We start from the raw sequence: 20,622 nt of genomic DNA, 5'->3' as shown, positions 1-20,622 counted from the left end.
AACTGCTCGACAACATCGAGCGGTTGCGCACCGATCCGGCCATTCAAGCGCGAATCGCGGAGACGAGCCGCTACATGCAGAAGCAAGACGGGCGCATGACCGCGGCCAACAGTATCGACCGGCTCCTCACGTCGATGTCGTAGCGGGCGCGACAGAACCCAGTTCGTGCTGTTATCAAATCCGATCGTCAGTCGTTTACAGATTCCCTAGAAGCGCGACGATTGCAGGGTTGTTTCGGCGTCCTTCCACGCTGTCTCGAAACGCGCCAGTGCCGCCGCGGCCGCTTCGCTCTTGCCCTGGGCAGCGAGGCTTTCGGAGAGTCCGAAGAGCGCGTAGCCGTTATCTCGGTTCTTGCGAAGGTCCTGCCAGTAGACCACTTCGGCTTCTTCGGGCCGACCCGCTTCCATTAGCGCTGCACCGAGCAAATGTCGGACAGGGAAGTACCAGTCAGGCGGTTCGTTGTAGAGCAGGCCGTCTTCGAGCCGGACAGCGCGTTCGAGCTTGGCAATGCCCTTGCCGTAGCGTTCGCGCGCGATGTCGATCTCGCCCGAGAGGATCAGCTCCGCAATCGCCAACAGCTTGGGTGCACTGCCAAAGCCGATCAGATACTGATCGGGAATTGTCGCTATCAGTTCGCGCAGCTTGCGCAGTTCCTTTTTCGCTCGCCGACGATGGTCAGTATGGATCTGCGCAAGCCCGCGCGCGTAGTGCTGAACTCCGCGCATGAAGAGCGCGCCTTCGGCCGGTAGAGGCTCGGCCAACAGCTTGTTCCATTGACCGAAGCGCACCATCACGTACATCGGCTGGCTCATCCAGGTTTCGAACGAACCAAAGGTGTCGCCATCCATGGTTTCGGGAATTTTGCTCGCGACCACGCGTGCTGCAGTGAGGGCGGTTTGGCTGCGGCCCTGGAAAATTGCGGACCAGACCATGAAGTGCAGGTTGTGGGGATAGTAGTTGAGCGGGTACACGCCTTGAGCACGGCACTGGCTTATGTAGCTGGCGTCGGCTTCCGAGGCGAGACGGTTGGCTTCGAATGACTCTGCATAGCGGCCTACACGCATATAGATATGCGAGGGCATGTGGACGAGGTGGCCCGCACCCGGCATCAAGCCCCGCAACGCATCGGCGCTCGCTTCGCCGCGCTCTGGATGCACCGCTTCGACCGCGTGGATGTAGTAGTGCAACGCGCCCGGGTGCTTGCCGTCGCGCGCGATCGCGGCTTCGAGCAGCGCGAGGATTGTTTCGGTTCCGCGTTTCGGCACGCCATCGTTTCGCCAATAATCCCACGGTCGAAGGTTCATCAGTGATGCGGCGTAGAGCGTTTCGATATCAGCATCACCTGGGTGCTGTGCGTTGACATTCGCCATGCGGTCTGAGTATTTCAGATCCAATTCATGTCGCTGTTCCGACGCTACTGCCACATAGCGAGACGCGAGCGCCTCAATGAGTGCGCTCTCCTTTGCAGTGATGTCTTTGCGCAATGACATTGCATGCGTGCTCGCCCAATAGGCTTGTTTACTGACGTCGAGCTGCATTGGCAGATTGATATTGGGGCCGAGCACAAGCGCCCATCCCCAGTACGCCATCGCATTCCTCGGGTCGAGCCGCGCAGCCTCTTTGAAGGCTCGTAGCGCTTCGGAGTGATTGAACGCGTAGGTGAGTCGAAGGCCTTGATCGAAGAAGGCCTGTGATTCGGGGACACTGGTGGTTACCGCGAAGTGAAGTGAACCCAGTCCGGCGAGCTTCGGCGCAATGGGCCCGGTGGCGGTGGCGGGGTTTGCCGCGATCGCGCGGGGGTCGTGAATGTTCCCCGCAGCAGCGGGACTCGCCAGCAACAGTAGAAGAATCGATGCAATTGCGATCATCGAAGCAGTCGGGCGGAGATGCATGGCGGACTCCTGTCAATTCAAGGTGTGCTCGCTCCTAGACCAAGTAAGATACATCGCAAGTAGCCATGCGCGACGCGGAGGTATGAATGGAAGCAATGCTTTGGCTAAGTGGGGCAATGTCCCTCGCAGTGATTCGGATGTGGGAGACAAGCGCCACTGGAAAGTCATTGATTCGACGATTCGACATAGGATTCGACATAGATAGCGGCAGTGCCCGAAGTCGCGGCTTTCCACGAGAGCCTCGAGTGCAACTCCTAGCTATGCCTGTTTTACCGCGGCGGCCCATCCCCGGAATCCGCACCGCCACCGAAGAGAGGTTCGTATGAGCGTCGAGGCCGACCACTGGCGTCCCTGCAGCAGTTGCAAGAAGCCGATCGCGTTTTCTCAGGCTTACTGGACCTGCAACGTTTCCACCTGCAACCGCAAGCGCACGGCGTTGTTGTTCTGCTCCGTGTCGTGTTGGGACGCGCACCTGCCCATCATGCGCCATCGAGAGGCATGGGCCGAGGAGCAGCGTTCCCCCACCCGCGAGGTCTGGGCGCGGGAGCAGCAAGAGGCGTCGCGCCCCGTCGCGAAGCGTTCCGGGGTCCCTGCGGCCCCCGAGAATTCGAGCAAGAGTTCGGGGCGCGCGAGTCGTCGCACTCTCGTTCGTCCGCAAGCGCAGCGCGACCCCGCCAGCGACGACATCCCGCACGAGATCCTGATCGTTGCTTCCAAGCTCAAGGCTTACGTTCGCGCTCGCTCGGGCATGAACACTTCGGACGCCGTGATGGAGTCGTTGAGCGCGCACGTTCGCGCCCTCTGTGACGATGCCATCCGCGAGGCGCGACAGGCGGAGCGCAAGACAATCATGGACCGCGACTTCCCGAAGCCGCGACCCTCAGACCCTACGCGCTAGAGCCCGCCGCAGTTCGACCATCGCGACGGTATCCTGCTTGCAATAGACCCGAAGACTTTCGTAAATCTCGTTGCGAGCATCTTCGTTGTCCAACCCCCGGGCAATTTCGAACTGGCTTGCCGCGGCCATGCCGTCGCCGATCTCCATGTCCTCATAGCTGAGTTCGGGAACGAGTACTGGGAGCACGCTCTTGATGGAGAAGGAGCCGTGAAACTCAGGGTGGTAGTAGTGGCGCTGAATGATCGGGAGGAGGTCCCAGATTCGATCGAGCAACGCTGCGAGTTCGTCTGCGAGATCGGGCAGGCGTCCGGCCAAAGAATTGATCGTCGACTTTTCGTAGGAGGAATACACACAGATGCTCCCCCGCTTGCCGAGATCAACCAACAGGCGCTCGGCGAGTTCACGATGAGGATCATGGCCATCGATGTACATGTACTCGAGATGCTCGATGTCTCCAGCCTCGGTCTGTCGATGGATCGAATACTGAAACGGCACGGCGTCGAACGGTCGGGTCCCCGGAAAAATTGGGATCGCGGGCATGAAGGCTTCGAAATCCAGGTGGTGGACGGGGTATGAAATGTCAGCCAGCGCACCGGCCAGGCCGTCGGACGCCCAGTCTTTGCCGGTGATGACGGCCTTGCGGACCCGGGCCTGGGCTTCGTTCAAAGAAAAGTCGTCGGGGATCTTGGCGATCTCCATTACGCCTTTCTCTTCGAGTTGCTTCCGCTTCTTGGCGCTGATCCGGGGCAGATCGCGAATGGGGTGCTGAGCGAAATCGTAATCCCGGGTGCAGTGGGCATAGTAGGGGCAGGAATAGGGGATATGGCAATGTTCGCCGGGTTCGACCTGCGGTGGGTTTTCTTGGCTGACTACCTGCTGCAGTGAATTCACGAGCAGCTCGATCTCGTCGTGCATGGCGAGGGCTTCATCGGTGAGGTCGACGAAGCTGAAGAGCTGTTCGAGATCGAGATGCTTGCCGTCATAGACGTAGTCTCTGTTGAGCAACAAGAGCCCCGCCCGGCGCACACGAACCCCGGCTCCGCGCACAATCCAGAGCTGAATCGCCAAGTCGCGCAGATATACGTCCTTCTTTGTACTTGCGCCCTTCACTTCAATGAGGTCCCACTCGTCGCGGCCGGCTCGCTTCAGGACATCGATGCGGGCAAGGACGTTGTTGTGAACAAATGCGGGTTCGAAGAGCGCGGGGACGCCATTGCCTGCGAGTGCCTCTTCGGTCTGCTTGAGAGCGAGAGCGGTCTCGTAGTACGCGGCGTCGATCACCTGTCCGCCGGGATAGCGCTCCTGGGCAACCAGGCCGATTTGAGTCCCGCGATCAAAGATGAATTGCAGCACTTCGTCGGCAGGTGTGGCGAGTTCTCGCTCAAAGCAGTCGTTCCACAGCCTCAGCGTGCACTGGGCTCCAGACTGAACCCGGGATTTGGACAGGCGTCGGAAACTCGGGGGCATTGAACTGGCCTTTCGGTTGATCTCCATAGCACAATCGCAAAGCAGTGTAGTGGGTCGTTGGATGCGGGGGCAGGGGGCAGCTTGAAAGCGAGGCCAGGCGGGCTTCTCCCGCTCCAGGGATTCTCCGAATGACGGCTCCCGCAAATCATTGAGCAGGCCCTACGCAAACTCAAGTCGAGCGCACGGTTGTACCGATCCCCCTGTTTGATCCATTGAGTCGTTCCCCATTTCGCCGGTGCGTGGTACCCGGCGCGACGATGACCCGAGAGAGTTCATGAGAAATCCCCTCCGCAGACGAAAGCAAGGCAAGAGCAAAGGCGAGGAGGGTTATGGGGAGGGCAAGGTAACCATCGACTTCGGAGACGATGTCTTGATCGACGAAGAGGCGATGGTCGAGCAGCTCCTGAAGGCGCTGTCCGCCCCCGACTATCGGCCCCCGACACTGCCCGCGGTAGCCGTAGATCTGATGAGTCTCTCCCAGCAGCCCGATGTCGACTTCGACGACGTGGTCGTACTGCTAGAGCAAGACAGCATGATCGCCGGCCGCATCATCAAAATGGTTCAGTCGCCAATTTATGCGGGTGCGTCGCAACTCACGTCGCTTCGCGACGCGCTTGTTCGACTCGGACTCAAGACGCTGCGCGATGTTGTAATGCAGATCGCGATGAACATGAAGGTGTTCCGCTCCCCCGACTATGCGGACACGATGGACCTGATCCGGCGGCACTGCACGATGACCGCGCATCTCTCGAAGGTCGTGTCCAAGTACAGCCCGATGGATGGAGACTATGCCTTTCTGGCAGGGCTGCTACACGATGCGGGCATCGCCGGCACCTTGCTGGCATTGTCGGACAACAAGGGCAAGCGCAAGACGCCCCCCGACCTGATCGCAATCTGGCCGGCGGTAGACCGGGTCCACACTCGGGCGGCGGAGTTGATGGCGGATCATTGGAACCTGCCCCCCGACATCAAGCTGGTCATGCGCAACCATCACCAGGTCATCCTCGAAGGTCACGCCCATCCGCTGGCGGCGACCGTTTGTCTGGCAGACGATCTTGCACACTCTCTCGGCTTCGGGGTGATCCCGAAGGCCGACGCCAAGGTAGAGGCGATGACGGAACTCGAGCGGGACTGTGTTCGGAGTCATACGTCGGTGGATCGAAGCACGCCCAAGACGCTCGAACACGCGAAGACGGCACTGCAACTCACCGACCCAGAGATGGAGTTGATCCAGAGCGACGCGGAAGAGGTCGTGCGGAACTTCTCCTGATTATTGCGCTGGCGATCGATCGGGCAGATTAATCTTTACTCTGCTGGCGCAGCTAGCCCCGCAGTGCGCGGACTCGCTCGATGAGCTCGTGTTGTGAACTCACATTCCACTTCCGGTAGATCGACTTCAAGTGATTGCGAATCGTACTGGGTGTCACGCCGAGATGCTCGGATATGTTCGCTACCCGCCTGCCGCTGGCGAGGTGGGTGAGCACCTCATACTCGCGTGGGGTGAGATTTACAAAATCGGGATGGGCGGCGGGCAGAGGTTGAGAATCCGGCAATGCGGCAGTTAGATTCATTGAGCGCAGTTCGTTGTACATCCGGGTCAGGGTCATCTGGATGGCAATGAATGAATCGGCGGTGTGGAGTTGACTGTCTTCCACTTGCGCAACATCCATGATAATGGCAGCGATGCCGGTGGAATTGCCGTTTCCGTCGGAGAGCAGGGCCGGCGAAACGAGGACTGGAAATGAGGAACCGTCGTCGCGCTGGATGGTGGTCATGCGGGTGTTGGGATTGCCTGCAACGACCTCCGCGAGTGATCTCCGGACCTGTTCGCGTTCGCTCTCGGGAACGAAATCAATGAGATTACGACCGATTGCCTCTTCGGGCGTACAGTCCAGCCATTTCGCTAGACAGCGATTCGCGAGAAGGAATGTCCCTTCCAGGTCCCAGATGCCAAAGCCGCTGTGCAGCATGTCCAGAACGCTATTCAGGTCTGTGAAGTTCCGAGAGCTATCTCGAGTCATCTGAGGCGATTACAGCAAAAACGAGTCTTCCTCACACCAGTGGAACACCGGAATGAGTCGATTAGTTGGTGGCGGCGCGTAATTAGAATATGCCAGGCGCAATTCAAAACAAAACCTGATTCATTCCGGCTATTCACACAAGCCATTTTGTCGGTATTGCCAAATCATGGCGTTCTAGCCCGGCCCCAGGTTTTGCTTCGTCTCCATACTACTGACTACGGGGGCTCCGATTGTGACTGGGGCAAAGCATGTATTTTGGTGATCACACCGTGCGCGGAGTCAACGCGACATTTCGGAAGCCCGATGAAAGGGACTCTACCCGCTCTGAAACCGAGACGAGGAGTCCTTCATGAGCAGCGAAGCCGCCGAACCTAGAATCATCGTCATCGACGACAACGAGGCTATTCAGGCAGATTTCAAGACGATCTTGGATGCAAGGCTCATCTTGGAGAGCAAAAAATCGATCACAGACGACGCTCTCAACGATCTCGAAGAGGAGCTCTTTGGCGCAGCTGACAAACATGGCGACGCAAGCGAAGACGACTTTGCAGGATTCGAAATCGAAACGGCCTCCCAGGGACAAGAGGGTTACGAAAAGGTCAAGGCCGCCATCGAGGCCGGCACTCCCTTCTCCCTGGCGTTCGTCGATATGCGTATGCCACCGGGATGGGACGGCCTGATCACGGCCGAACACCTCTTGCAGGCCGACCCCGGTCTAGAGATCGTCATTTGTAGTGCCTACTCGGACTATTCATGGTCCGAGATCGACAAGCGCCTGGGCTTCACCGATCAATTCATGATGATCAAAAAGCCCTTCGACACAGATGCTGTAAGGCAGATGGCCACCAATCTGACGAGGAGGTGGGGCGTTCGCAGGCAGGCCAGGGTAAAAGAGGGCGAACTCGAAAAACAGGTCTTGAATCGAACGCGAGAGATCGAGTCGATCCGCCTGGCTGCAGAGAAGGCAGATAGCGCCAAGGCGGAGTTCCTGGCCAACGTGAATCACGAAGTGCGCACGCCCATGACGGTGATCCTGGGTTACGCGGAGTTGCTGCTGTCCAATGATGGCATGAACCTCGAGGTCGCAGAGCGAATCGAGGGGCTGGAGATGATCCGACGCAACAGCGAAAAGCTTCTGGAACTGATCCACGAATTCGTGGACCTGACCAAGATCGAGGGCGGGAGGCTGTTCCTCGATGCGGTCTCCTTCTCGCCCAAGAGTCTGGCCGCGGAGATGCACTCCCTGATGAAGGTTCACTCGGAAGAAAAGGAGCTGCCGCTACGATTCGATATTGCTGACGATCTTCCCGACACGATCATTTCCGATCCTCATCGAATCCGGCAGATCCTCTCCATCTTGGTCGGCAACGCGATTCGGTTTACCTCAAAGGGCGAGGTCGCAGTTCGTGTAGAACCGTTTGATGACGAGTCGGGCAGGCCATGCATTGCCTTTGAAATCAGCGACACCGGGATCGGAATCTCACCGTCGCATATCCAAAGACTCTTCGAGCCCTTCTCCAACGAAACAGCCGCGACCCTCGGCCGATTTGGCGGGACGGGACTCGGCGTCTCACTGTCGAGAAAGTTGGCACAACTGCTGGGCGGAGACGTTACCGTCGAGAGCCAACTCGACCGCGGGACCCGCTTCAGGGTCTGGCTGCCCACGAGACTTCCCGCGAGAGACGCGTTTGAGTCGACGAGTCAAACGAAAGCAATGGCGACTGGACCGATTCCGACGATCGATTGTCGCATGCTCCTCGTCGAGGACACCCGCAACATACAGGTGTTGATCGCGATGGTGCTGAGGAAGTCCGGAGCCACGGTGGACCTCGCCAACGATGGTGCCCAAGCCATCGAAAAAGTTCACAACGCCGCCGCGATCGACGAGCCCTATGACGTAATCCTGATGGATATGAAGATGCCAGTGATGGATGGCTTCGAAGCCGCCCGAAGGCTCCGGGCCGAGGGCTATAAAGGCCCCATCTTCGCCGTGACGGCCTGGGCCGGGGGAGAAGACGAGCAGCGCTGCCTGGAGGCTGGCTGTGATGCCTACTTCACGAAGCCGCTGGATCGCCATCGCCTGATTCACGCAATCAGTGCCTGCATCACCAGTGACCCCGAGAAACCCTCGGACGAGTAACAGCGCCGACGGCATCGACATTTTCAAGACGAAAGCAACGACATGGCTAGCGTGCGGTGTTTGGAAATACATGAGAGAGTTTGCCGTTACGCTGAAGTACTAGCAGACGGCTAGCGTCTAGTCCGAATCGTCTTGCGATTTGCCCAGTTGGCCGGGCAGGACTTTGGGCAATTCGAGGATGAAGGTTGCGCCGCAGCCCCGCCCGTCGCTTCGGACCGTCAGCGAACCTCGCATCTCCATGGCGCTGGTGGCGCAGCTGTGAAGGCCAAAGCCATGTCCTGTCTTCTTGGTCGTGAAGCCATGGCTAAAGATTCGGGTCAGGTTCTCGGCTTCGATGCCCGGACCGTTGTCTTCGAGTTCGATGCGGATCTTATCCTCAGTGGTCTGCAAGCGAATTGTCAGGACCTTGTCGTCTTGCTCGACTTCGTCAAACGCCTGTTGGGCGTTGCGAAACATATTGACGAGGATCTGAAGCACACGGTGTCGGTCCAGGATCATGTCCGGCATGGGTTCGAACTCGCGCACAATCTCGACCTTAGATTGGCCGAGGCCCTCACGATTGATACGAATCGCCTCTTCGATGATCCCTGATGGGGACGCGGTTTCGGTTACGGCCGACGAGCGGGCGAAGTCCTGTTGAGTCGCGACAATGTCATTGATGTGATTGACGGACTTCTGAACATTGTCGAGTTCTTCGACCATTCGCTTATTTTCGTTTTCGAGGGATTGGCCCAGGCGGGTGAGGTAGGGGAAAATCTTCTGACCCTTGGGATGTTCTGCGACAAAGCGCGCGGGATCGTCGGAGTGTTCGTTTGCCAGGGCCATGACCCGAGTCAGTCCACTCACCTTCGAGTTGTGGACCTTCTCGCGCAGTAGCTCGATTCCGACGTTCACGCTGTTGAGCACGTTTCCGACATTGTGAAGTACGCCGGTGGCAACCTCCGCCATGCCGGCCTCCCGCGACGCCTCGACGAGCTGCCGATGGAGTTCCTCGCGTTCCTTCTGCGCGTTCTCGCGCTCTTCCATCTCATCTTCGAGTTGCTGATTGATGCCCAACAAGGAGCTGTTGCTGTCCCGCAGCTCAATTGTGCGCAAATGGATCTCGGTCTCGAGATTGTTTCTGTGCTCCTCGAGCTGGCGATCGCGCGTTTCAATTCGTTCGAGCATCTCATTGAGAGCGACGGTCAGGTCACCGAGTTCATCGTTGCTTTTCTGGCTGGCTCGCAGAGAGTACACGTCGTCGGACGTGACCTTGCGCGCAACATCGACCAGGTGCAGGATGGGATCGACAAGAAAGCGTTGCAGTGGGGTGGCCATGAGCAGGCTTGCCAGCAGCGCGAACACGAAGATTACTCCCGAGATATAGAACCGATCGACAAGGTGCTGACGCAAATCGTCCAATCGGCGATGTACCACCAGACTCCCCACGATCTCTCCGTCGAGCTCTACTGACTGAAAGATCCGCAGTTCATCTCGCCCGTAGCTGGTCTCTGGCATGGAGGGTCGAGGGGTTTCGCATTCGTCCGGGGTGTCGGCCGGGTACTTTGCCAACAGTATGTTGGAGGAGGAAAAGAGGCATGCCACACGGACCTCCTGCTGGGCCTCCAGTGCGCTCAAGATCCGTTCCGCACCGTCGGCGTCCTCGAACAACAATGTTGCAGCGCTGTTGTGGCGGATGACCGAGGCCACGGCCGCTACTTGTTGAGACAGGGCCTCTCGATTCTTGAGCGTGTCATAACTCAAGAAACAAATGCAGACCAGGAGCACACTCGTACCGGAAAGGAAGACGAAGGATCGCGTGAGCTTCCCTCTGATGGATGTCCTTTTGCGGCCACGAAGGAGCTTCATCGTGCAGCCCCCCCGCCCTTGAGCACTTCAGTCGCTAGAGCGAGAAGTCTCGAGTCAACCGACAGCTCCGCTCTATTCACCATTGCCAAGTTGATACGGAATCGGACCTTTCCGCGATCGATGACCAACTCGATCCCGCCGCCCGCCGAAAGAAAGCCAGAATGGTCTGCGACGGTCAGGATCCCTTTCGCTGGCAGGTCGGCGAGGAGCACTTCCACATGCTGCTTTTCAGACGAGCTGATGAAGAGCAGGTCACAAGAGCTGAGGTCGTCAACGTCGACTTCTCGAACCTGGATATTTTTGCCCCGGACCGTGCGTCCTTTGACCGATGCGGCCAACATGGACCCGAAGGGGTTGTCTCCGTGAATGCAGAGATGGATCGACTTTCGTTCCGCACCCGAACTCGCTTTGGGCCAGTCGATGAACTTGGTGAAGTTGTAAAGGAATGCGGCTTTGACCTTGTACTCGGTACTCAGCTCCGATGATGCGAGCCCTGCGTTTCCGGTGACGAGTAAGATTGTGAGCGCAAGAAGGCCCATACGTCGCACAAAACTGAGCGTCGATGGTACAGAGCCAATACGCAAGCTGTCGAAGTTCGCGTCGCCGAGACTGTTTTCAACGTCCACGCCCGAGTTCCCCTCTGACTTCAACTAGATGTATCGGCATGGTCGAGGCACAACTTTCAACTCGACTGCGGACTCTTGAATTGAGCGTAGCTTCGAGCGGAGTTCTCATAATGATAGGATAGAGAAAATCAAGACTGGTCCTGTGGGGTAACGCATCTATGCATCTCCGAAGCGAAACTTTCTCGCATCGTTTACGCGCTACACGGCTCGAGTTTGCTTCCGTCTTTGGTCTCATCCGTATTTGTACTGAGTACCCATAGAGTTGCCTACCGAGATGTTCTTTCTCGCCCACGCCGGGACTTCAGTCCCCCCCACTGGTGCGACGATAGTCTGAGGGATGTCTCCCGAATCGGTGGAGCATCGGAGTCGCGCCACCTGTCGAAGGCCGTGGAGTCGTGAATCACGTGAGCCAATCGAATACGATGAACCGTCGCATCCTCGTAATTGATGACAACGAATCGATTCAGGCAGACTTTCGAAAAATTTTGGGACCGAGCGAAGAGCAGGGCGGAGAACTCGATGCGATGGAGGCCGAGTTCTTCGGCGAGACTGACGCCAAGAAAATCAGGAACTATTTCGATGTAGATGCTGCGCACCAGGGCAGGGAGGGACTCGAGTGCGTTCAGCGCTCGATTGAAGAAGAACGTCCCTATTGCGTGGCCTTCGTCGACATGCGAATGCCGCCGGGTTGGGATGGAATGGAGACGATCCCGCATCTCTGGAAGGCCGACCCACGACTTCAAATCGTGATCTGCACCGCCCACTCGGATCACTCATGGGATGAAGTGGCGGAGAAGCTGGGCGAAACCGACTCACTCCTCATTCTCAAGAAGCCGTTCGATCCGGCCGAGGTGCGGCAGATCGCCTGCGCGATGACCGAAAAGTGGAAGGCACATCGCAAGGCCGACATCCAGATCGCGGTGCTGAATGGCATGGTGAATGAGCGCACCGAGCAAATTCAAGCAGCCAGCCGAGAGCTCGAACGCACGAATCGTGAACTCGAACTGGCGCGGGCAGCCGCGGACGGGTCAAATCGGGCAAAGAGCGAGTTCCTGGCAAACATGAGTCACGAGATTCGTACCCCCATGACGGCGATCCTCGGGTATACAGAGCTGATCGCGGACAACACAGGAAACGGTCTCGATCCTTCGGAGCACGGCGACGCACTGCAGATCATCCTGGAAAACGGTCGGCATCTCCTCGACCTCATCAACGAGATTCTCGATCTGTCCAAGATCGAATCCGGCCAGCTTGAACTCGACATGGGCGCTGTTTCTCCCGCGCATCTTGCAAGCGAAGTCGCCGACCTGATGCGCGTTCGCACTGATGCGAAGGCACTCAGCCTGGAACTAGTGGTCGACCCCGGTGTGCCGGATGCGATCTGGAGCGATGGTCATCGGATACGGCAGATTCTGATCAACCTCATCGGCAACGCGATCAAGTTCACCGATTCGGGCGGAATCTCAATTCAACTCTCGGCGACCGAAGTGGCGGGCGAAGCAAGCTTGTTGATCGCGATTCGAGATTCCGGAATCGGAATTACCGAGCAGCAAGCCGACAAAATATTCGAGCCCTACGTGCAGGCAGACAGGTCGACCACGCGACGTTTTGGTGGGACGGGTTTGGGACTTCCGCTGAGTCTTCGCATCGCCGAGCTGCTCGGAGGCGACATTACTCTCGAGAGCGAAGATGGTCGCGGGAGCACCTTCACCCTCGTATTTCCGATCGTTGCTCCTCCGGAGGGAGAGCTCCCCGATGCGCTGTCCGCCACGGAAGCTGCCGAGACCTTCGCTTGTGCGGAGACTGACCCCAGCCAGAGCCCCACCGCACTTCCGACGCATCTGAACTGCAAGATCCTGCTCGCCGAAGACACGCCGACGAACCAGATGTTGATCAAGAGGATCATGGTCATGGCGGGTGCCGATGTTGAAGTCGCAGAGAATGGTCAAATCGCCGTAGACATGGCGATACAGGCCAGGGATTCGGGCACACCTTTCGACCTCGTGCTGATGGACATGCAGATGCCTGTCCTCGACGGATACCAGGCGACCCAGACGCTCCGCGATCTGGAATTTGATCTGCCCATCATCGCGCTCACGGCCTACGCCATGTCGGGGGAGCGGGATAAGTGCCTGGCAGCCGGCTGCGATGACTACGCTACGAAGCCCATCGATCGCCCGAAGCTCCTCGACATGATCGCAGGCTATCTCGCTGGATCTGGGAAGCTCGAGGAGTAGCAGGTCCCGGTTAGGAGTCGCTCTCGTCGTCGGCTGCGCCCTCGCCGATTACCAGCGGGAGGCGAACGATGAACGTGGTTCCAGCCGGGCTGGATTCACATTCAAGCGTTCCCTGGTGTTTCTCGACCACCACCGATCGTGCAATGGCGAGGCCTTGACCGGTTCCCTTGTTGACTTCCTTGGTCGTGAAGAAGGGGTCGAAGATCTTGTCACGAATCTCTTCCGGAATTCCGGCGCCGGTGTCGGAGATTCGGATCACCGCCCATTCGCCGTCTTTTTGAGTGGAGATTCGGATCAAGCCCGTCCGGTCTGGATTGTCAGCGATCGCCTCTTCGATGCCATGGGCGGCGTTGACCACCATGTTGAGGACCACCTGGCCGATCTCGTCCGACATACAGGGAACTGGGGGTAGGTCCTCCTGCAGATCGAGTTCGAGCTCCGCAGCGTATTTCCACTCGTTCCTTGCAATGGTAGTGGTCGATTCGATGATGCGATTGATGTCGACGAGAGCCCGATCCTTTTGCCCCGGATGCGAGAATTCCTTCATGGCGGTTACGATGGTCGTAATGCGTTTGACGCCGGTCATGGCCTGCGCGGCTGCGCTGGGCATCTCTTCCAGCAAGAATTCGAGGTCGATTTCCTCTTCTGCATCATTGATTTTGGCGAGGAGTTCAGTGGAAAAATTTTCGGCCTTGGCTACCGCTGCCAGATTTTGATACTCGCCGATCAGCTGCAGAAGTCCGCCGATCGATTCAGCGAGATAGGAAATGTTGTCGGTGACATATTGCGTGGGCGTATTGATCTCATGCGCTACACCCGCCGCCAGCCGACCGATCGATTCGAGTTTCTGGGTCTGGAGTTTTTCGGACTCGGCCGCAAGGAGTTTGTCCGTCGCTTTGGTGATCAACGCTTCGAGTCGCTTGTTTTCAGTATTGGCTCGGCGTATGAGCTGCCACTTCGCGGTGAGGGCAGATGCGAGCTGCTTCAACTCGATCGGATCGAACGGCTTCTTGAGTACCAGCAGACGATCGGGATGCCCGAGGGTGCTGAAGATCTCGCTCCATGAGCTGTCGGAATAAGCGGTGCAGATGACCACCTGAATTTCGGGATCGTGTTCCCACATATGCTGAATGGTCGTGAAACCGTCCCAGCCCGGGGGCATGCGCATGTCGACGAAAGCGAGTGCGTACGGATTGCCCGCAAGGTACGCATCCCTGACCATCTGAAATCCAGCTTCACCTTGTTCGGCAGAGTCGATCTCGTAGTTCTCAGTCACCACTCGTTCATCGGTATCGCCGAAGAGCTCCGACTCGAGATCGTCGAGATCCTCGTCGGTCTCGGTGCCCCCGAGGACTCGACGATAGTCTTCGTGAATCGCGAGAGTGTCATCAATGATGATGATCCGCAGATTCGAATGTTCGTTTTCTTGAGACAAGTCTGTACGTCCAACGAGAAGGGTTGATGGCTGTGACACTGGACTTCTGTAGATATCGGGTGGTTGGAATTGGACCTCAAGCGCAATTGGTCAAGAACAAGAACTTCTCGATTTCTTTGCACGGCGTGCGAGGTTCTCCGATATTTTGGCATTTCGCCATCGAGTAGCTAGAGTAAATACTCTGTATGCCATTACGGTCTATTCCCGATGAGCCGTCCATGCTCATCACGCCTCCTCATGGCCGACAAAAATCAAAATGTTCCTGAAACATCCGGTGCCTAATGCTGGCGAACAAGCAAACCGATTCAAGTGAACGATCAACACGGCTGAGTCCGAAGCTGGTATTTCGGATTGCCGAGTGTGATGTTCATAGCATGGAGAGACCAACTTTCGTGTCGGACGATGCTTTGAAGTCAGACCAGGATCCCATCCCGTCGGACGACCCCTTCGAGGTCGAACCCGAAGTCACTCTGAGTATGTTCAAATCGATCTGGAAGAACTCGCCCAACGAGATTTCGATCCTAGACAGCGATGGTGTCATCCTGGACGTGAATCGGTTGGTTGGCCGCTCGCGTGAGGATGCGATCGGGCATGACAGCACTGAGTTCATGTCGCCAGATCAACGAGAGGTTTTTCGCCAGGCCATCGCCGAGGTCAAGAAAACAGGTAGCGCCAAGGTGGTCGAGAGCAGCCAGGAGATCGATGGCGCTCAGATCTGGTTCGATACCACATACCTCCCGGTAATGATGCGAGGAAAGCTCGCCTTTTTGATCAGTATCCGGAGAAACCGCACTCCGCAAAGACGCGCCGAGCAGCAATTGGTCGAAGCCACCAAAGCGGCAGGCGCCGCAGAGGTAGCTTCGGGCGCGCTGCATAACGTGGGAAACATTCTGACGAGTATCCGTGTCGCCGCTTCAGAGCTGCACCAGCGCACCGCCAGGTCGAAGCACGATACGCTCAAAAAGGTAGTGGATCTGTTGGACGAAAATTCGGACGACCTCTCCAGCTTCTTCGCGCCGGGGGAGTTGGGGGCCAAGATTCCAGGTCTCCTGGCAGCGCTGGCCAGAAAGATGGACGACGAGCAAGAGGCCCAGATGACCTGCATCGCGCGGTTGGAGGGGTTCTTGAATCACGTGACAGAGGTGATTCGCGCCCAGCAGATTACTTCCAAGGCGGCACCGATCAATTACAGGATCCCCGTCAAAGATCTCTTCGTAGATGCCCTCGCGATCTGCTCCGCATCCCATCCGGTCTCGGATGGAGAGTTGAGCGAAGACTACGCCGATATCTTTTCAATGGTTGGAGATCCCAACAAGATTCTGCAGATCCTGGTGAACCTGATCGGCAATGCGCGCGACTCGATGGGCGAGTGCAAGGATCGGCCCGGACATTTGAGACTGGCGATTCGAGAACTCCCCGAAGATCGCATCGCGTTCAGCGTGGTGGACAATGGCAAAGGCATCGACGAGCAGCAGATCGAGTTGATCTTTCAACACGGCTATACGACCAAAACAGACGGCCATGGCTTTGGACTTCATAGCTGCGCGACTGCGGCCAAAGAGATGGACGGCTCGATCCAGGTCAGCAGTGAAGGTGTCGACAGGGGAGCGACGTTTTCGCTCATCCTCCCGCGCTCGGGGTCGGAAGACGCGACCGAATGATCAGTTGTCGCCGGCCCGCGGGTTGGCGCGCTCGTTTTCTTCCAGTCGAATGGGGACCTCGTCCGGGTGGAGCAACCAGTGCGTGCGGTCTCGGTAGTAGTCCAGCAGCCGGGCATCCTCTGCCGCGCTCATGCTGCGGGCCCAGATGATTTCGGCGTCGTCGATCCTCGCATCGTTGTAGACCCATTCGGCGTGGGGGTCGTGTGCATGGCCGTTGTCGTACTTCACCAGGATCAGATCGCGACCCGGCTGTCCATTCAGCTGCCGTTCAATTCGGTCTCGCTCTCGGGCCCACTCGGGCACTTCCAGAAAACTCGGCCATTGCGCAAGGCAGAGCCCAATGTGTGTCACCCAAATGATGCGCAGAAGCCTTCGTCCCGACAGCAAGCTGCGCCTTTGCCAACAATTCAGGGTTCGGGCCGACTGCAGCAACAGAAGCACAAACAGGCACAATCCCGGGGCAATGTAGTGAGCGGTGTAGATCCAGGAGACCTGGGCGATGCCGACGAGGAGGAGCGACGAAGCGATAATGACCAGGGCCAGCTTTCTTCGGCTGCGCCAGAGGGTCATGGGTAGAAATAGAAGAAGGACTGCGATAGGAGTGGCCGTGTAGTGGGATGCCAGATGCCTGGCCTTGAGGGCGAGGATGGTGGCGAAGCCGCTGGGAGTCTGGGCGACGGTGTACGCCTCGGCGGCCCAGCCATTCCAGAAGTCCCGCAGGGTCTGGTGGCGATGCTGCACGGGGGTGCTGCGGTCCTGCCACAGGAGAGATGGCGTTGCGGCGTAGGTTTCTTCGTGGATTTGGTATGGAAACTTCAAGCAGTCGCCGGTCAGGCGGAAGTTGTAGAAGAGCATCAGCGCGGCTCCGGCGATACAGACGCCGGCGATCGAACTCATGAGTTTGGCTGAAGTGCGAAGCTTACGTTGCGCAGCGTCGCCGCGGCCTGGCCGGTTCTGCCACAGGAGCCACAAGCACGCGGGGGCGCTGATCAGCAGTCCCTCAAAGGGTCTGGTTGCGGCGAGCAGAACCAGACCGAAAGCGAAGATCAAAGCGTTGCGTTGCGGCTGTGTTCCCAAAAGGCGCGGCAGAGCACCGTAGACCAACGCGCCCGCGGTTGCGGCAAGGGCGCCACCCCAATAGCCGTGCCCCCAACCTCCGACAATGTAGGGATGCGCCGCGGTCAGCAGGCCTCCGAGCAGAGCCCAACGCCGGGGCAGCCAACCCTGCAACATCCACACGACTGCGCCGCAAGCGGCCGCAACGGAGATCCACGCGCCGACGATCGGGTGACCGGTGATGGATTGACCGAGCGCCAGCACGAGGCCCTGGGCCGGCAGATACTTTGATGCGTAGACGGGTTGCCAAATGATGTGGATGCTCTCGAAGTGTACCCACATGGGATGGGGAGGATTGGACAACCGTCCATTTGCAAACGTGTCAGCCGCGAGCAGATAGCTGAACTCGTCATGCACCGCCGGCAATGGCGCGACCCACAGCGCTCCAACAATACAGAGCAACACGGCCAGAGTGGATACCAGCGCAATGGCGAGATGGGGTCGCGCGGCGATTCGATCGAAGGCTCGCGATGACACGGGCAATGCGACAAGACTTCCCTGGCTATTGGCTGGGCGAAATGATACCGCGCGCCGGGCCGGAGCACCCCACGCGCAGTCTACCGAAGGGTTCGGAGCTGTCCGCTGGCGTATTGGATCACGGGACGGTAGTTGTCGTCGTAGACAATCAGCCGCTTCACACCGTCATCGCCGACTCGCTTGATCATGTCATTGGCGACTACGCGCTTTTCTACGGTATCGAGTCGGTGCCAATCGACATGCACCCTACCCACCATCAGCGGTCCACTGCCCTCGCCGTCCCGGTATGCAGAAGAGAGATACTTGGACACCTTTACGAGCTGAGGCCGGTCCAGGTCCTGAATGGCCTGCTCACCCGACCCAAAAAAAACAAACGCAAAAATCCCTACGACAAGCAATCCAATCATTCCGGCTGCCCTTGCGATCCGCTCGTGATTCCATTCCGAAGATTTCTCTTCAATCATGGTATGGGGAGGGATCACCGCCTCAGTGGCCCGGTGCGCTACTTCGACCGCATCCAGTAGTTCCTGGCTTGCCGTCGCGGCGTAGCTCGAGTCGGGTTTGCTTTTGCGGACGCGCATGGCATTGCGACTCTGTTCCGCGAGCGACGCGTAGAGGTACTTCGTGCGGGTCTCCGAGAGCGCGCACGCGTCTTCATATTCTCCTGCGGCAATCTTGGCCCGGGTAGCTTCTTTGAACAGTTTGTCCAGTTCGTTGATCCAGCGCTTGTCGAGGAGCTCTGGTGTGAGCCCGAGTTCAGTCAGCGGCTCGTCAATGATTGGGAGAATGCGAAGCATCAGTCCGATGGCGACGGCGTTGGTAATCAGGCCGCTCTGCTCGTCCGGAGGTTCATGGGAGAAGGCCTCCGACTCCATCGCCTCCAGATCTGAGGTTTCGAGGTTGAGTGCGATCGACTCGGCTGAACTGGAACCGAGCTGGACTCCAGCGAGTCTACGTCGAAACGCATCGACGATCTGTCGGAGACCCTCTGAGTCGGAGATTCCACTCTCCTCGGCGGTTGCACCTAGCTCGGTCGAGGCCGCCGAGTCCGCCGTAAGCGCGGCCCCCAGACTCTCGTCGGATTGCCTGATCTCCTGCTCGCGGATCAACATCAGATTTCGCAGCTGGGTGTTATACGAAACAATCGCGCGCACGATGTTCGGTGCAAAGCGATTGATCCCCAGGCGAGTCTTCAGGTCCCGCGCCTCTTGTCGAACGATGGAGGGATCGGGTGACCCTCCCAGCAGGGATGCCGCCTGATGAAATTCGAGTTCGGCGTCGCGAATGTCGCCCGGAAATCCGTTCTCGATTCGCTCACAGAAAGCAGTGATCGTCGGGGACAGCCGAGCGGGATCTCGAGAGATGCAAGTCACCCCCCCCCGTTGCTCGCTGCACAGCAGGGTCAAGAGGTACTCGATACACCACAGACGCGGGCCAACGGGGTTCGTACCCTCCACCATCAGATCCAGCAGGTAGATGACCTCTTTTGGATAGAAGGCCACGACAGCGGGCATCGTCGATCGCAGTTGTGACATGGGAGTTTGATCCACATAGGCGCGCAGCTGATTAGACCGGTCGTCGAGGGCTGCATCGACGCTATCGAGCGCTGCGAACCATTTCGGGTCGTCATCATTTTTGACCTGGTTGCCGAGTTCTACGAGTTCTTCGATCCTCAAGCGCAGTTCGCGCGCGCTCACGATGCTCGCCTCGCTCTGCAAGTCGAAGCAGGTCGACATGAGCCCTCGCTCGGCGGAACGCAAGCGGGCGAGTCGCAGAATCCTGAGCCTTGCGTCCGGTCGCTGCCCCTGTGCGAAGGTGCTGGTTGTAGGATTCGGAGTGCCGGATATCTGCTGCAATTTGTTCATTCCACTATCGTGAGGTCGTTCTCGATCATCAGGATGTCGAGCATCGCGTCTGTTGGATCGATGTCACCGGTCGCAACGGCTTGAAAATTTGCCCGGGGAACCCCGTCCTGGCTCAAGGCCTGAACGCTGTAGGTGTAGATTGGCGCCTTGATGGTTTGCGAATCGAGCAGCACCCCGCCCAGGATGCTGAAGCCGATCTCTTCGAAGGTGTCGCCATATTCGCCGTTGGCTCCGGCATAGATGTGTTGGGCCGCAAAGATGGCTCGGAGATTCAAGATCGCTTCACTGCGCTTCGAGCGATAGGCGTACTTCTTCACGCTTGGAATCGTAATGGCCGCGAGGACGGCGATCATTGCCACGACGATTGTCAGCTCCACAAGAGTGAAGCCACTTCGTGCCCGGTTGCGGCATATGAATCGTGCCGGTTTGCGCACAGTCATCAGTTCGAGGCTCCGATGGTTTCCCGTTCCGTTCGTCGTGAATCATTGTGAACACAGCGGATCTACGAGGGCATCGACGCCGAGAGCAAGCGACTTGAGTCTGTCCTGCAGCGGGAGGAAGACTCGGCTTTCCCTCTCCCCGGAAACCATGAGTCCGACTTCCTTTTTGACCCAAGGTGAGGACAGACCCGTGGTTTTTGAGTCAACAAGACACGTCAGTTGCCGATTGCTGAGGGGCGCCGAGGTCGGGCAGGGGCCAGATCGATCAAGAGGCAATCTGTACGTCGTCGAACCAACTTGGACAATGGACGGTTTTTGCTAAGAGACAGTTTTTGGTTCATTCCTAGGCCGCCTTGCTGGCCAGGTACTCCCTCCTCCGGTTGCGCATCGTTCGTTTTTTGATCTTTTCACGCTCGGTGATGATCCTGTACTTCCGCCCGAAGTAGACATCGGCGGGTGTCACGTTGTCGAGAGCTTCGTGGTATCGCTCGTTGTTGTA

At 58.0% G+C, this 20,622-nt stretch carries 16 protein-coding genes; 6 read left to right on the top strand and 10 right to left on the bottom strand.

Annotation, left to right across the window (positions count from 1 at the left end):
- Positions 1-143, top strand: a 143-nt coding sequence (locus tag IH881_16720; protein ID MCH7869339.1) for a hypothetical protein, incomplete at its 5' end; no start/stop codon positions are given.
- 63 nt (positions 144-206) lie between these two features.
- On the opposite strand, the gene IH881_16715 is transcribed toward IH881_16720, so the two are convergent.
- The gene (locus tag IH881_16715; protein MCH7869338.1) at positions 207-1,892 is read right to left on the bottom strand and encodes a hypothetical protein; all 1,686 of its coding nucleotides are present in this window, start codon (positions 1,890-1,892) and stop codon (positions 207-209) included.
- Between the two features lie 322 nt (positions 1,893-2,214).
- On the opposite strand from IH881_16715, the gene IH881_16710 reads away from it, so the two are divergent.
- Entirely contained in the window at positions 2,215-2,790 is a 576-nt protein-coding gene (locus tag IH881_16710) for a hypothetical protein (GenBank protein MCH7869337.1), read from the top strand.
- Here IH881_16710 and IH881_16705 read toward each other — a convergent pair.
- Positions 2,773-4,284, bottom strand: coding sequence for a DUF2779 domain-containing protein (locus tag IH881_16705; protein MCH7869336.1), 1,512 nt, complete (start codon positions 4,282-4,284; stop codon positions 2,773-2,775). The two genes, IH881_16710 and IH881_16705, sit on opposite strands and share 18 nt — an antisense overlap.
- A 247-nt stretch (positions 4,285-4,531) precedes the next feature.
- On the opposite strand from IH881_16705, the gene IH881_16700 reads away from it, so the two are divergent.
- Positions 4,532-5,527, top strand: a complete 996-nt coding sequence (locus IH881_16700) for an HDOD domain-containing protein (protein ID MCH7869335.1) — start codon at positions 4,532-4,534, stop codon at positions 5,525-5,527.
- 52 nt (positions 5,528-5,579) lie between these two features.
- Here the strand turns inward: IH881_16700 and IH881_16695 are convergent, their stop codons facing one another.
- On the bottom strand, positions 5,580-6,278 hold the full coding sequence (locus IH881_16695; GenBank protein ID MCH7869334.1) for a PAS domain S-box protein: 699 nt from the start codon (positions 6,276-6,278) through the stop codon (positions 5,580-5,582).
- Between the two features lie 349 nt (positions 6,279-6,627).
- Here IH881_16695 and IH881_16690 point away from each other — a divergent pair, with 349 nt between their 5' ends.
- Entirely contained in the window at positions 6,628-8,418 is a 1,791-nt protein-coding gene (locus IH881_16690) for a response regulator (GenBank protein ID MCH7869333.1), read from the top strand.
- A gap of 117 nt (positions 8,419-8,535) precedes the next feature.
- Here IH881_16690 and IH881_16685 read toward each other — a convergent pair whose 3' ends face one another.
- Positions 8,536-10,266, bottom strand: a complete 1,731-nt coding sequence (locus tag IH881_16685) for a HAMP domain-containing protein (GenBank protein ID MCH7869332.1) — start codon at positions 10,264-10,266, stop codon at positions 8,536-8,538.
- Complete coding sequence (locus IH881_16680) at positions 10,263-10,892, bottom strand: YfiR family protein (GenBank protein ID MCH7869331.1); 630 nt, start codon at positions 10,890-10,892, stop codon at positions 10,263-10,265. Before IH881_16680 ends, IH881_16685 begins: the two co-directional genes overlap by 4 nt.
- A gap of 404 nt (positions 10,893-11,296) precedes the next feature.
- Between IH881_16680 and IH881_16675 the strand changes: the two genes are divergently transcribed.
- On the top strand, positions 11,297-13,129 hold the full coding sequence (locus IH881_16675; protein ID MCH7869330.1) for a response regulator: 1,833 nt from the start codon (positions 11,297-11,299) through the stop codon (positions 13,127-13,129).
- A gap of 10 nt (positions 13,130-13,139) precedes the next feature.
- On the opposite strand, the gene IH881_16670 is transcribed toward IH881_16675, so the two are convergent.
- Positions 13,140-14,564 carry a response regulator gene (locus IH881_16670; GenBank protein ID MCH7869329.1) on the bottom strand — a complete coding sequence of 475 codons (1,425 nt, stop codon included), beginning with the start codon at positions 14,562-14,564 and terminating at the stop codon, positions 13,140-13,142.
- Between the two features lie 392 nt (positions 14,565-14,956).
- Here IH881_16670 and IH881_16665 point away from each other — a divergent pair, with 392 nt between their 5' ends.
- A complete protein-coding gene (locus IH881_16665; protein ID MCH7869328.1) occupies positions 14,957-16,225 on the top strand; it encodes a PAS domain S-box protein in 1,269 nt (422 codons plus the stop codon).
- On the opposite strand, the gene IH881_16660 is transcribed toward IH881_16665, so the two are convergent.
- The 4 genes from IH881_16660 to IH881_16645 form a co-directional block, all read right to left on the bottom strand.
- Entirely contained in the window at positions 16,226-17,824 is a 1,599-nt protein-coding gene (locus IH881_16660) for a hypothetical protein (protein ID MCH7869327.1), read from the bottom strand.
- Positions 17,825-17,898: 74 nt separating this feature from the next.
- On the bottom strand, positions 17,899-19,683 hold the full coding sequence (locus tag IH881_16655) for a hypothetical protein (protein MCH7869326.1): 1,785 nt from the start codon (positions 19,681-19,683) through the stop codon (positions 17,899-17,901).
- Positions 19,680-20,123 (bottom strand): prepilin-type N-terminal cleavage/methylation domain-containing protein, encoded by a 444-nt coding sequence (locus IH881_16650; protein ID MCH7869325.1) that lies wholly within the window; start codon positions 20,121-20,123, stop codon positions 19,680-19,682. Before IH881_16650 ends, IH881_16655 begins: the two co-directional genes overlap by 4 nt.
- Before the next feature lie 343 nt (positions 20,124-20,466).
- Positions 20,467-20,622: IS3 family transposase (locus IH881_16645; GenBank protein MCH7869324.1), on the bottom strand; the 156-nt coding region annotated here is incomplete at its 5' end.

The organism is Myxococcales bacterium (assembly GCA_022563535.1).
Taxonomy (GTDB): domain Bacteria; phylum Myxococcota_A; class UBA9160; order UBA9160; family UBA4427; genus DUBZ01.
The sequence above is the reverse complement of the archived record's forward strand: the minus strand, read 5'-3'. Positions and strand labels throughout refer to the sequence as shown.